General features: G+C 57.7%; 8 protein-coding genes. 2 read left to right on the top strand and 6 right to left on the bottom strand.

Translation table 11 applies throughout. The annotated features are described in order from the left end of the window. Positions 1 to 67: 67 nt before the first annotated feature. Entirely contained in the window at positions 68 to 1,402 is a 1,335-nt protein-coding gene (locus SIN04_RS08495; protein WP_134488318.1) for an AAA-associated domain-containing protein, read from the bottom strand. 9 nt (positions 1,403 to 1,411) lie between these two features. Beyond that, positions 1,412 to 3,148 (bottom strand): ABC transporter permease, encoded by a 1,737-nt coding sequence (locus tag SIN04_RS08490; protein WP_134488316.1) that lies wholly within the window; start codon positions 3,146 to 3,148, stop codon positions 1,412 to 1,414. A gap of 680 nt (positions 3,149 to 3,828) precedes the next feature. Here SIN04_RS08490 and SIN04_RS08485 point away from each other — a divergent pair. Continuing rightward, positions 3,829 to 4,575 (top strand): GH25 family lysozyme, encoded by a 747-nt coding sequence (locus SIN04_RS08485; protein ID WP_134488314.1) that lies wholly within the window; start codon positions 3,829 to 3,831, stop codon positions 4,573 to 4,575. Between the two features lie 400 nt (positions 4,576 to 4,975). On the opposite strand, the gene lhgO is transcribed toward SIN04_RS08485, so the two are convergent. The 4 genes from lhgO to SIN04_RS08465 all read right to left on the bottom strand — a co-directional run bounded on the left by lhgO (position 4,976) and on the right by SIN04_RS08465 (position 11,377). Next, on the bottom strand, positions 4,976 to 6,172 hold the full coding sequence (gene lhgO / locus SIN04_RS08480) for an L-2-hydroxyglutarate oxidase (RefSeq protein WP_134488312.1): 1,197 nt from the start codon (positions 6,170 to 6,172) through the stop codon (positions 4,976 to 4,978). 110 nt (positions 6,173 to 6,282) lie between these two features. Continuing rightward, entirely contained in the window at positions 6,283 to 7,452 is a 1,170-nt protein-coding gene (locus SIN04_RS08475; RefSeq protein ID WP_134488310.1) for an acyltransferase family protein, read from the bottom strand. Between the two features lie 140 nt (positions 7,453 to 7,592). Next, positions 7,593 to 9,086, bottom strand: coding sequence for a hypothetical protein (locus SIN04_RS08470; protein WP_341264370.1), 1,494 nt, complete (start codon positions 9,084 to 9,086; stop codon positions 7,593 to 7,595). A gap of 323 nt (positions 9,087 to 9,409) precedes the next feature. After that, on the bottom strand, positions 9,410 to 11,377 hold the full coding sequence (locus SIN04_RS08465; RefSeq protein WP_341264369.1) for a hypothetical protein: 1,968 nt from the start codon (positions 11,375 to 11,377) through the stop codon (positions 9,410 to 9,412). A gap of 482 nt (positions 11,378 to 11,859) precedes the next feature. Here SIN04_RS08465 and SIN04_RS08460 point away from each other — a divergent pair, with 482 nt between their 5' ends. Then, on the top strand, positions 11,860 to 13,443 hold the full coding sequence (locus SIN04_RS08460; RefSeq protein WP_134488302.1) for a 2-isopropylmalate synthase: 1,584 nt from the start codon (positions 11,860 to 11,862) through the stop codon (positions 13,441 to 13,443). Positions 13,444 to 13,454: the final 11 nt, after the last annotated feature.

The following is a 13,454-nucleotide window of genomic DNA, read 5'->3' as shown; positions in this document are numbered from 1 at the left end:
CCGCTCTTTAGGGCTTGTTTTAATCCATACTGGGGATGAAAAGTCAGCAACTTTTCGGGATCATGCTCTATTGCGGATTCTCGAGGCTCAGCGTTTCCGAGCTCTCATCATAGGCGAAGACCTCGCCGTACCGGCCCCAGGTGATGACGCTTTTGAGCGTCTGCTCGGCATATTCCTCGGACATGTAATCCTCGAGCTCCCCAAGGAAACGGGTTGCTCGCGCGGTATGGCTCGGGCGCTCTTCCAGCACCGCCTTGATGCGCGCTGCGAGCGGCAGATAGGCGAGCAGATGATCGCCGAAAAGCTTTTTGCGGGCGTCGGTTTCAAGGTCGGCGAAGCGCGCGCCGGCGGGGGTCAGCTTGATGTCGCCTTCCTCAATTTCGGCGAAGCGCAGCAGTTGCAGGGTTTCGCCGACGGGGAACAGCTCGTCGATCTCCATTTGCAGGCTGTCGGCGAGCGCCGGCAGATCGGCGCGGCCATGATAGGGTTCGGCGGCGACTTCTTCGATCATGCCGGCGAGGGTGTTGGTTGAGACTTGAGGCAAGGCCATCGCAAAGCCAAGGCCTGGAAAGGTCCCCTCGCGGCCGGGAGAGACAGGCTCGGGACGCTTCGTCATCAGCGCGTAGATCTTGTCGACGAGCTGGCGGAATTCGGGATCGAGGCGATTGCGCGGATGCTGTAGCGTCACCGTGATCTCGGCGGCGATGCGGCCCGGATTGGAGGCGAGGACGATGATGCGATTGCACATCAACACCGCCTCTTCGATATTATGCGTCACCATCAGGATTGATTTGATCGGCATGCGCCCTTCGACCCAAAGGTCGAGAAGATCGGTGCGCAGGGTCTCGGCGGTGAGGACGTCGAGCGCCGAAAAGGGCTCGTCCATCAACAAAATGTTCGGATGCACGACAAGGGCGCGGGCGAAGCCGACGCGCTGGCGCATGCCGCCCGAGAGCTCCTTTGGAAAAGCGGATTCGAAACCATCAAGGCCGATGAGGTCGATCGCCTTCAGAGCGCGCCGCCTTGCCTCCTCCTTCGGCACTTTTCGAGCACGAAGGCCAAGCTCCACATTGGCGAGCACGGAAAGCCACGGGAAAAGCGCGAAACTCTGGAACACCATCGCCACGCCGTCGACCGGCCCCTCGACCGGCGCGCCGAGATAGCTGACGTCGCCGCTGGCCGGTCTGACAAGGCCGGAGACGATGCGCAAAAGAGATGATTTGCCGCAGCCGGAGCGTCCGAGCAGGCCGACGATCTCGTCCTCTTTCAAAGAGAGCGAGACATTGTCGAGAACGGCGGGACCCTGCTCGCCCGATCCGGTCTGATAGTGCTGGCTGACGTTTTTGACTTCGAGAAGCGGTTCGCGGGTTCCGAGCGAGGTTTTTGCGGCGGCGTCAAGCATGCGGCATCCTTAATCCAAACGCAGGCGGCGTTCGGCCAGACCAAACAGAGGCCGCCACAGCAGCCGGTTGAACAAGATGACGAAGACCGACATCACGGCGACGCCGAGCACGATCTTCGGGAAGTCGCCGTCCTCGGTCGCCTTGGCGATATAGGCGCCAATGCCATGCGCCGATATCGTCTTGTCGCCCCACTTCACATATTCGGCGACGATCGCGGCGTTCCATGAGCCGCCGGAAGCCGTCAAGGCGCCGGTCACGTAAAACGGGAACACCGCCGGGATGATGACGCTCTTCCACCAGTCCCAGCCACGAATGCGAAAACCCGCGACGGCTTCCTTGAGATCATTCGGAAAGGCCGAAGCGCCGGCGATCACATTGAACAGAATGTACCATTGCGTGCCGAAGACGATAAGGGGGCTGAGCCAGATGTCGGGATTGAGCGAAAACCTCAAGATGAGGACGACGGCGATGGGAAAGATCACATTGGCCGGAAAGGCTGCGAGGAATTGCGCCAGCGGCTGAACTTTTTCCGCGATCCGGGGCCGAAGGCCAATCCAGACGCCGACAGGAACCCAGACGATCGTCGCAAGAATCATCAAGATGATGACGCGGAGCATGGTGAAACATGTGTATTCGACGCTGACCCAGAAATCGCTCCAGCTCAGTTCAGTGCTCACATATTGGACGATCTGACGCCCCGCCCAAAGGATTACCGCGGCGATCGCGAGCAGCCAGACTATGTCGATGATGCGGCTCATGAGCGGATTTGCCGCGCCCGGGCGAACCGCCGCTCGCGGCCATTGCAGGCGCAGCAGAGCGATGCTCTGGAAAAGCTGGGCCGGCGGATGCGTCAAAGCGCGGAGCCAGCGCGTGCGCGCGAACATTTGCGCGACCCATGATCGCGCCTCGACCTGGCCGGCCGAAAGTTCGACGCGAAAGCGCGATCCGAAGGCGACAAGGGGGCGAAACAACAATTGGTCATAGAGCAGGATGACGACGGCCATGGCGACGATCGCCGCGAAGACGGCGTCTATCCGCTTCTGTTCGATGGCGAGGGCGAGGTAGGAGCCGATGCCGGGCAATTTGATGGTCGTGTCGCCAACCGAGATCGCCTCGGCGGCGACGACGAAGAACCAGCCGCCCGACATCGACATCATCATGTTCCAGATGAGCCCCGGCATGGCGAAGGGCGCGTCCAATTGCCAAAAACGCTGCCACCCCGAAAGCTGGAACCCCTGCGCCACCTCGTTCAGATCGCGCGGAACGCTGCGCAGGGACTGATAGAAGGAAAACGCCATGTTCCAGGCTTGCGAGGTGAAAATGGCGAAGATGGCCGCGCACTCGGCGCCGAGAATGGAGCCCGGAAACAACCCGAGAAAAAAGGTCACCGTGAAAGAGAGAAAGCCGAGAATAGGAACGGACTGGAGAACGTCGAGGATGGGAATGAGGACAAGCTCGGCGCGACGGCTCTTGGCGGCGAGCGTCGCATAGATAAAGGTAAAGACCAGCGAAAGTCCCATCGCTGCGAACATGCGCAGAGTCGTGCGCAGCGCGTAATAGGGCAAAAGCGCATAATCAAGCGAAGTGACCGTCGATTCCGGCGCGGCGATCGGCAAAGTCAGGCCGCTCGAGAGATGCGCCGCCGCGATGAAGGCGGCGAAGATCAGCGCAAGGGCGAGCACGTCATATTGATTGGGCAGCGCTCTGCGGCCGAGCGACGTGAATGCGACAAACTGGGAGAGCATAAAAGACTTTCGCGGACGAGGAAGAGGGCGGGCGGCGCGAATTCAGACGGAGGACAGGGGCGCCATCGCCTCCGATGGACAGCGCGCTCTTATGGACTTTCCGCGGCCGATTCAAATGAACATAAATCCGGCGCGGCTCACCTCAAGCGGCGCGCGCCTGCGGATGGATCGTGCAGTTGAGCATGTCGTATTTGTATGAAATTTCAAAGACCGCAAGCCATTTCACGGCCGAGTTTTTGTCATCTGGATCGAGCTTGCCCGCGGTCTGAAGCTTCTCGCAAAATATTGCGCGGCCAAGGGCGCGGGGGAGAACTCGCACGGCTCGCCGCGCCGGAGAAAACCATAACCCTTGACCGTTCCGCGGCGCGAAAAAGGCGGGAGCGCCAGCGCCAAGCAAGCGTAAAGTTGGAAACAAGGTAAAGGACGGCTTTTGTCTCTCGCGTCGCCGCCGCGTCCAGGAGGCTGGGCTCCTTCCCCCTTTTGTTGGGGGTCGAGAATAATGAAAAGAGGCGCTCCAGCAGCAAGGCGATTGCCATTCGATGGCGGCCCGGCGCCGCGGGCGGGCGGCTTCGTCGGCGCCTGACTGTGAAATTGACTCCGCGCCGCCGTTTTTTCGACTTGTTAACGAGGCTTTACTAAACTTCAGCTAGATTGATTGCATTGAATTTGGCTTAGGCATTATGCGGCAGCTTTCCTTTTCCTTCTTTGCGCTCGCGCTCACGCTTCTCGTCGCTGGCTGCGCCGGCGGCGGCCTTGGCGATGATCCGTTTCCGAGTCCGTCGGATTACGAAGTCTACGGCATCGACGTCTCCAAATATCAAGGCGACATTGATTGGGACAGCGTGCGCGCCTCGGGCGTTCAGTTCGCCTGGATCAAGGCGACGGAAGGCGGCGATCACGTCGATGAGAAATTCGCCCGGAACTGGGCCGCCGCGAAAGCCGCCGGCATCCCGCGCGGCGCCTATCACTTTGCCTATTGGTGCCGGCCGGCGGAAGAGCAGGCGGCCTGGTTCACCGCCAATGTGCCGAACGATCCCGACGCCTTGCCGCCCGTTCTCGATGTCGAGTGGAACGGTCAATCAAAGACCTGCCCGAGAAAGCTGCCGCGCGAAGTGGCGATTGCCGAGATGAAGACAATTCTCGCGGCGATGGAGCGCGCCTACGGCAAGCGGCCGGTCATCTACACCTCGGTCGATTTTCACCGCGACGTGATGCAGGGCGAGTTCAACGATTATCCGATCTGGGTGCGAAGCGTGAAATGCCATCCGGCGCTGAAATATGGCGCGCGAAAATGGCGCTTCTGGCAGCATACGGCGGAAGGACATGTCGCCGGCATCAAGGGCTATGTGGACCGCAACGCCTTTAACGGCACCGCCAAGGATTGGCGTGTCTGGCTTGCCGGCGTGTCGGTCGCCTCGCGCGCCTGATCCGCACGCGCGATGATTCCGCCACGATGATTCCGCATCGGATTGATCACGCCAGTTATCCTTCGCTTCAGGCGAGGATTTGAGCAGATCCCGTTCGAATGCAGGCGTGTCTTTATTCGGCGCACAGCGGAGGGGGTTGATCGGATGCAAAAAGAAGGGCCGCCCGATAGGACAGCCCTTCCATTGTCACACCGCGGTGCGCGATGCCTGATCACCTTAGGAGGCGAGAACCTCAAAGGCGCGAGTCCAGGTCCGGGCCCGCAGCATGAGACAATGAGACACTGGATCACCTCCTTCCGTTACGTTGAAGATGAAAGGAATATAGCCGCGAAGAAGCGATTCGCCAATGGCGCGTTTTGCCTCCCGGGAAATATCTGTTGAGGGCGGTGAAAGTCATTCGTCATTTGTCGCGCTCTAAAATTTTCGACGCGATGACGCGGCCGATCGGAATCGCCGACGTCGCCGCTGGAGAGGGAGCATTGCAGACATGCAATGTCCTCGCTGTTTCGGCGAAAAGGAAATCATGGGCAAAGCTGCCGTCGCGCAGCACAGCCTGCGCCCTGATTCCGGCGACGGCCGGCTCAAGATCCTCGATCGTGAGGCTCGGACAATATTTGCGGCATTCCTCGAGATAGGCCCGCTTCGAAAGCGCGTTTCTGAATTCTCTCAGTCCCGATCGCCAATGAGGACGAATGGCGCGCCAGAATCCTGGAAAGGCGACAAAGGAAGCAACGTCACGCGCCTCGAAAGAGAATTTTTGATATTTCTCCCGCGCCAATCCAAGCACGGCGTTCGGGCCGACGATGACGCCGCGGTCCATGGTGCGCGTCAGGTGAATGCCGAGAAACGGCAGCTCGGGGTCGGGTATCGGATAGATGAGCGCATTGATCAGTCCGGCGCGCCTTGGGTTCACGGTATAATATTCGCCGCGGAACGGCACGATCTGGTGACTGATCGCGACGCCCGCCATTTGCGCGATGCGATCGGCTTGCAGGCCGCCGCAAACGATGAGCCTTCGCGTCCTGAAAGTCTGTGATCGCGTCGAAACCGAAACCGCGTCGGCCTCTTCCTCGATGGCGACGACCTCGGACGACAGCTCCACATTGCCGCCCGCGGCTTTGAAATCATCCGCCAGGGCGGTGCTGACCCGCTTGTAATCGACGATCGCGGTGGCGGGTACGAAGAGGGCTGCGAGGCCGACGATATTCGGCTCGCGCCGCGTCAGCTCCTTCGCGTCGATACGCTCGACATCGATGGCGTTCTCTCGCGCGCGCTCGTAAAGGGCTTCCATGCGCGTGAGTTCGGCCGCGCTGGCGGCGACGAGCAATTTGCCGCAAGTCTCGAACGGAATGCCGTGCTCGGCGCAGAAAAGCTTGGTCGCCAGCGCGCCGTCCCGGCACAAGCGCGCCTTGAAGCTTCCCGGCGCATAATAGATGCCGGAGTGAATGACGCCGCTATTATGTCCGGTCTGATGCCGCGAGATGGCGGCCTCCTTTTCAAACAGGACCATCGCGGCGCCCGGACGCGCCTTAGCGATTTCGCGCGCGGCGGCGAGGCCGACAATGCCGCCGCCGATGACGCCATAATCATGGATCATGCGGATTGGTTCTCATCTATCGCTGTGGGGACTGCGGCGCGGGCCGCGATTTGGCGTAATCGCCTGCATCGAATCTCAATTCCTGGCGGCTTGTGCGGCGGATCGGCAGGTCAAAACCCGTCGATAAATGCGAAGAATGAATTGGAGGCCTTGATTGCGAATCGCTCGACATAGCGAAATGCGAATGCGGCGAGAAGACTCGCGCTGATGGTCGTCAAGATGATGAGATATGCTCCTGGACGAGTGACGACGCCATCCGAAAACATGCGCAGGACAAGATAGGACTGTAGCGACACGATGATCGGGAAATGAACGAGATAGATCGGAAACGATAACTCGCCCAAAAAATGGGACAGACGATTATCGAACACGCTTCCCAGCCAGTTCGAGCTATAGATCGCAAAAAGAAAAAGCGCCGCCGCAAAACTCAGCCGATGAGCGACGCCCGCTTGCGGTATCGGGAGCATCGGATAGATGGTCAATCCGAGCCCGACATCTAGCACTATGAAGAGAGCGATCCAGTTTGCCGCGGGATGCGCGGCAAAACGTTTGAAAACGCCAGACACCCGCATTTCGCCAAAAATCATCCCAAAAAGAAAACACATAAGCAGCGGGCTGAAGACAAGCATAAAAGCTCCCGTGACGGCGTAAACTGCCCATCTTTGCGCCGCGGTTCGGGTTACAAAAAGAGTAAGAAAAACAAACCCTGATCCAAATAATTCGAAACTCATAGTCCATAAAAACGAATTATATGATAGTTCTTTAGAGTAATCAAAATATACTCCGTAGAGTGAATAGGACAAGAAGGTTCGAATGTTGGGTTCAAAGCGCAGGAATTGTCCAAGCCAGTCCTCGCGATTGAGCAGGCCCGCTGCTTGATGAGAAAATATCAGGTTTGCCTTCATCAGGCAGAATACGATAAAGCAGGACGCGATAATCGGTATCGTCAGACGTACATAGCGTTTGATCGCAAGCTTGCGCACTATATTGATGTCATTCCGAACGAAGTATCCGTGCGCCAGAACTTCTCCGGATAAAACAAAGAATACAGCGACGGCAAAGCCGCCGTTCAGAATAAAACCCAGCCAATCCGACCCAAGCTCGGGCACTTTATGGGCGAACATTTCATGGGCGACGTGGAAGAAAAGAACCTGTAACGAAGCCCACCCGCGGATCGAATCGAGCAGATGCAGACGAAGCTTTGGCTTGGCAAGTTTCTCTGAAGGCGCTGATGTGTTCGAGATATCTTTTTGATCAACGTCGTCCACGGCACTGACCATGTAAGGCACCTTCTAGAAACGATTGCGGACGGACAACAACGTCTATGCTTTTGTCCCATGCGGCCGCTATTGCGCGATCTTGCCCTCGCGTTTGCGGCAATGCTCTGCCGTCGTAATGGCGATTAGATCGCTCGCGTGGCTCAACTCGGGGTAGACGAGGCGATTGCAAGCGGATGGCGCCGGGTGGAATGACGAAAGAAGACAAAGTATATTCCGGTTAGAGCGACCAATAAAACTGGAATTTCTCTTGTTAGAGCAACCATGAAACCGTTCGACAGCCATTCGATCATGCCCGTTTGCAAAATTGTGAACAAATATATGCTTAGAGGGAGAGGCATGCGGAAGCTTGAAATACGCGCAAAGGCAAGAAGCACAGGAAGAATGAATATTATTGGATAGGCTATGAAACCGGGCCATCCCCAGGTCGCCAGCCCTTCCATTGGCAGGCCGAAATTAATGTAAGTAATGTAGGGAGGCTGCAATATGCCGACTTGCCAGCCCATCCAGTCGCCCAAATTCGCGTCCTCTTTAACATAGCCTAGAAAGCCCGGCATGATGTCAGACAGACTTCGTTTGATTGCCGTGCTTCCAATGAGTGCTCGCGTTTTGGTGCCACTATAGACCGCGTCGAGCAATCCGATAAAAGAGAGTCTGTTGCCAACGTTCGACCGATCCCCATAGTAGTCATAAGGCGGCTCGTCTTTTATATCTTCGAGAGCTGTATATTTTGCTGTATCGTAAATTGTCTTACGAAAATTGGAATCGAATGTGGCTTTCACCGCGGTGTCCAAAGCCAGCTGAATAAATTGCAGCTTTGGCATTCTTTGCATGCGAAGGTATAGTGTCATTGGTGACAAGAAGTACATAAAAAATGCTAGGAACAAGGCACCGATCACAATATATCGAAAGTGTATTACACGATAAATGAAGGCTATGACGACTATGGCGATGACGCCATTCAAAAATGCGCCGCGCGCATTCAGCGCGATAACGATAAGAAGAGTTGCGGCCAGCATGGCTAATAGCCGTGGAGAAAATAGGGTGCGCCGACCGGACTTTTCGATGGCGTAAGCCGCTTCGGCGATCAAACCCAAATTGCTCAGGCTCGCCAGCGACGACACGACGATAAATAAAACTCCAGCGCTGGCAGTGCCATTGCTATCGGTCGCTCCGACAATGGCGTAGCTTATGGTGCCAATGACAAAACAGATAAGGGCCAAACGGCGCAAGCTCTTTGGGTCGTTGGGAAAGGGAAACAATGTCTTTCCCGGATCAAAGTGGCGTGCAGCCAATATGACCGTTGTAGTAATAGCCATAAGAAGCAGAGCCCACGCGTAGGAGGCGGTGGGATCCAGGAGATTGCTTTGTAGCGGCTGGCCGTACAGAGTCTTTATAACTAAAGCTGCGCCTATATAACGAATGCTGAATAATATCGAAAACATTGCATAAAGGTCGCGACCGTATATATACAATGGAATAAATGTAATCGTGATCCCGGCGGCGCTCATAAAGACAATGAGCGGATCGGCTCCTAAGTATAACTGGATAAATTCGAAAACGCACGTCACGCCCAAGGGAATGGCGATCGGAACTCGTGTCGATTTTAGGTCAATCGAACCGATGTAATTTGCCAAAGGAGAGCCTTCTCTTTCGATCCCGCTGAGCCAGGCTGTAAGTCGCCGAGTGGCCCACTTTTCCTAGCGCGGACGACGTCTCCGGCGCCAGGGTCATGGATAGCTTCTATCGTTCGCGATTGAATGCACGTCCGCCGTACAGAACTCTTTCCGGCTCTTCTTAACACGAAATTCCGTTCTATGTCTTTAATGCTTTCGCGATGCAGCAGAACCGCTGCTGGGCTTAACGGAGGCGCCCCGACGGTGCGGGCCGAACTCCGTTTTGGTTTCGTTGGGCGACAGACGCATTGGCGTCGCTGCAAAGGGCGGCGCAATGATCCCCGTCACGGCAATTTTTCTATGATCACCCTATAGGCTTCGGCCACTCGCCGCCCCCATTCGTCATATCCGCAATCGGTGAGATGGGGGCCGCCGCTGCTCACGTCGAAAATGGCGTTGCCGGCTTTCGAGCCGCTCATATGGGCGGTGGCGCACGTGCCGTCCGCGACCGTCTGCCTTCCGGCTCCCATGATGAAGGGATATTGCGGAGGCTTCAGACTATTGTTTTGAATGAAATAGGTCAGATGATCACCGGCGCGTTGCAACAGCGTCACCGCGTTCATGAAAGCCGTCTCATATTCGACGGCGATGGCGAGCGGGTAGGGCGCATAATAGGGAAGACCGCCGTGCGCGCCCGCGTTCCCGGAGATGGTCAGTTGCGTAGGATTGGACACGCTCGAGACCGGGTAGACGACATTATCAATGTCGATCGTGGTCATTCCGGTCAGACCAAATCTGTCACCCCCGCTGAGCGTCACCACGGAATTAGCCGCATCGGTCGTGCTGACTGTTCCTTTGAGGTGGTTGTCTGATCCCCAGGCCGACCCGACCCCGATAATCAGCGCGTTCGGATACTGCGATCTGATGTCCTTGAGCAGCGCGAGCGCAGCCGTCTGCAGCGCCGCAGGGGTAAAGGACGGGTCGCCCACTTTCGTGTCATTGATCGGGGCCTCTATCAAAATGACCTTTGGCGCCCCCCTGAAATGAGCGTAGCGCTTCAAATCACCGATAAAATGGCCCGCATAATTTGTCCCGTATGAGGAGGATGGAGCGGCGGGATTGAGGATGCCCGTCGCTCCGATGGCGAAGGTCGCATAATCGGGAAGGCCGACGAGATATCTGAAGCGGTTTCCCCAGCCCATGGCCTGGCTCGACGCCGTCGTCGCAACGGAGAGGCTGCTCCCGACGAGCGCTATCCCGAAATTGTCGGACTCGGCCGGGTAGAAAAGGCTGTCTGTTGGTCCGACGGCGACGCCGGCCAACCCATTGGCGCTGGAGAACTCGACTTTGATTTTGCGGAACTTCCTGCCGCCCGAGTTGGTGAAGTCCAACTGAAGATAAGCAGGATTATCCCAGATTATATATTTTCTGACAGGTGAGACATAGCTATCATCTACAATAATATTTATTGCTGAGCTATTGCCGAGTGCAAACTCAATTATATTTGCCTGTGATAAAACAGTAAAAGATTGATAGTTGCACTGAATATCAAGCCCGCTATCGCCCAGGATCGTCAGGTTTCGCCCACAACCCGCGCCGTTAGCATTCGGGGCGACGTTCGGTCCTGCCACCGTCGCCGTCGCATTCTGTACGAAAGGCCAGCCGCCCTCGAACCGCACGGCGCCAGAATTATCTGGAATCAGAGCGTTGGCCGGCAGCCCTTGCGTCGCGCCATAGAAATTTGTCAGCGAAGCGTTATGACCAGCGGCGTTCGTCGCCACGGGCGCCGTTTGCGGCCCGACATATTTCCAGACGATCGTGCCGTCCATGATTGCGGACGAAAATCCTGTTGGGCCGGCGCCGCTCGTTGCCGGAAGGCCCGCGATGACGACCTCGTAGACGCTGCCGCCGTTGGAAACCTGATCTCCAGCAGCCAACCCGACATAAACCCAGGAGACGCCTCCGTCGCTATAGTAATAGTTACGACTTGTTGACGTTGGAGCGCCATTCGAGCCAGTCGTTCCACCCTTGAACGCATAATAGACATTTCCGCCGCTGGAGTAGAGCGCCCCGGCGGCCACGGGCTTTCCGCTCCCCGGGTATGCGCCAGCCAGCGGCAGCCACGCTTGCCCGCCGATCAATTGCGGCCGTTCGACCGGATTGTTGTTTCTTGCCGCCGCCGCCAATCGGCGAAGTTGCGCGCCGAGCGTCTCCGTTTGTGAAAAATCACGAGAAAACTCCCCCGCGGAGACAGCGTCGCAGCTGATAAAGACCAATGCGACAAAGGCTAGAACTGACTTTATACAGGTCATTTCTTTGCAATTCTCCGCTCGGCGGAGCGTCGTCGACGCTCCTGTTATCATCCGCTCCTGTCGGGCCGGCGCATCATCAACGCGTCACTATTATCGAACGAATTGCGCAAGGTCTCGAAGACCCTTGCGCGCCGGTCTCACGATTACGCGAACGCAGGCCCTAAGCTTCTGCGAAGTCTTCGTCCAGAGCGTCAGCACGACGGCCCGCAGGGCGCAATCATCGTTGCTTGCTTTTTCGAACCGGCTGCTCTAGTTTTGCGGCTCGCTTCGATACGAAGCGCCAGCTCACAATGAGATGCCGCGTGCCTTTCGTTTTTGACTTTCCGCTAGTGAACAACGCAGGGAAATTCCCGGCGTCCTGCGGAGCTTTGCTGGCGAGCGGCCTTCTTCTGCTTACCCGCCCCTGAGGGCCGGCCGGGCGATGCGCCTGGGCGCTCAGGGGTCGCGCCATAGCTTGAAGACCACCCTTTCCGGATAGAGTCATGACCGAAACAAATCATATCTCACGTGTTGAGACAGCGCGTCCGAATTCTGAATCTGTCGTCATTTTCGACACGACCTTGCGCGACGGCGAACAATCGCCCGGCGCCACCATGTATCTCGAAGACAAGCTGCAGGTGGCGGACGTTCTCGACGCCATGGGCGTCGACATCATAGAGGCGGGTTTCCCGATCGCGTCCATCGGCGACTTCGAGGCCGTATCGGCCATCGCCGAGCGCGCGAAGAACGCCGTCATCGCCGGTCTCGCCCGCGCCATAGAAGCCGATATAGCGCGCTGCGGCGAAGCTGTTCGCAAGGCGCGCCGGCCGCGCATCCACACCTTCGTCTCGACCTCCCCCATTCATCTGCAACATCAGATGAACAAATCCGAAGAGCAGGTGCTCGAGATCATCGGACGCACGGTCGCTCAGGCGCGCAATCTCGTCGACGACGTCGAATGGTCGGCGATGGATGCGACGCGCACGCCGATCGAATATCTCTGCCGTTGCGTCGAGGCGGCGATCAGGGCCGGAGCGACGACGATCAACCTCCCTGATACCGTCGGCTATGCGCTGCCGGCCGAATATGAAGCCATGTTTCGCACCATACGCGAGCGGGTTCCGGACGCCGACAAGGCCATTTTCTCGGTCCATTGCCACGATGATCTCGGGCTTGCCGTCGCAAATTCGTTGGCCGGGGTCGCCGGCGGCGCGCGGCAGATCGAGTGCACCATCAACGGCCTCGGCGAGCGGGCCGGCAACGCCGCGCTGGAAGAGGTCGTCATGGCGCTGCGGGTGCGCGGCGACGCCATGCCCTATCACAGCGCGATCGACTCGACGATGCTGACGCGAGCCTCGAAGCTGGTCTCCGCGGTGAGTTCATCGCCCGTGCAATACAATAAGGCGATCGTCGGACGGAACGCTTTCGCGCATGAAAGCGGCATCCATCAGGACGGCATGCTGAAGAATGCGCAAACCTACGAGATCATGACGCCCGCGAGCGTTGGCGTGAGCAAGACCTCGCTTGTGATGGGCAAACATTCCGGCCGTCACGCCTTCAAGGATAAGCTGCGCGAACTCGGCTATGAGCTGGGCGAGAATGCGCTTCACGATGCGTTCGTCCGCTTCAAGGATCTGGCTGACCGCAAGAAGATCGTCTACGACGAGGATCTGATCGCACTTGTCGACGATGAGATCGTTCATGCGCATGAGCGGATCAAGCTCGTCGATCTGACCGTCTTCGCCGGCACCAAAGGTCCGCAATCGGCCGCATTGACGCTGGAGATCGACGGAGTCCGCGTGACGCATCAGGCGACCGGAAACGGGCCGGTGGACGCGATCTTCAACGCCATCGTCGCTTTGGTGCCGCACAACGCCGTGCTCGAACTTTATCAGGTTCACGCGGTGACCAAGGGAACGGATGCGCAAGCGGAAGTTTCGGTGCGGCTCGCGGAAGACGGCAAGACCGTCACCGCGAAAGGCGCAGATCCTGACACGCTCGTCGCCTCGGCAAAGGCCTATATCGCGTCTTTGAACAAGCTGATGGTCAAGCGCGGCAAATCTCAGCCTGGCGTCCTTGCAGGGTAATGCCTCAAAAA

It is taken from the genome of Methylocella tundrae, assembly GCF_038024855.1.
GTDB classification, from domain to species: domain Bacteria; phylum Pseudomonadota; class Alphaproteobacteria; order Rhizobiales; family Beijerinckiaceae; genus Methylocapsa; species Methylocapsa tundrae.
The sequence above is the reverse complement of the archived record's forward strand: the minus strand, read 5'-3'. Positions and strand labels throughout refer to the sequence as shown.

Excerpts from the sequence above, each read along its gene's own strand:
- SIN04_RS08495 (WP_134488318.1), bottom strand. The coding sequence starts at position 1,402 with ATGCTTGACGCCGCCGCAAAAACCTCGCTCGGAACCCGCGAACCGCTT.
- SIN04_RS08490 (WP_134488316.1), bottom strand. The coding sequence starts at position 3,148 with ATGCTCTCCCAGTTTGTCGCATTCACGTCGCTCGGCCGCAGAGCGCTG.
- SIN04_RS08485 (WP_134488314.1), top strand. The coding sequence starts at position 3,829 with ATGCGGCAGCTTTCCTTTTCCTTCTTTGCGCTCGCGCTCACGCTTCTC.
- lhgO (WP_134488312.1), bottom strand. The coding sequence starts at position 6,172 with ATGATCCATGATTATGGCGTCATCGGCGGCGGCATTGTCGGCCTCGCC.
- SIN04_RS08475 (WP_134488310.1), bottom strand. The coding sequence starts at position 7,452 with ATGGTCAGTGCCGTGGACGACGTTGATCAAAAAGATATCTCGAACACA.
- SIN04_RS08465 (WP_341264369.1), bottom strand. The coding sequence starts at position 11,377 with ATGACCTGTATAAAGTCAGTTCTAGCCTTTGTCGCATTGGTCTTTATC.
- SIN04_RS08460 (WP_134488302.1), top strand. The coding sequence starts at position 11,860 with ATGACCGAAACAAATCATATCTCACGTGTTGAGACAGCGCGTCCGAAT.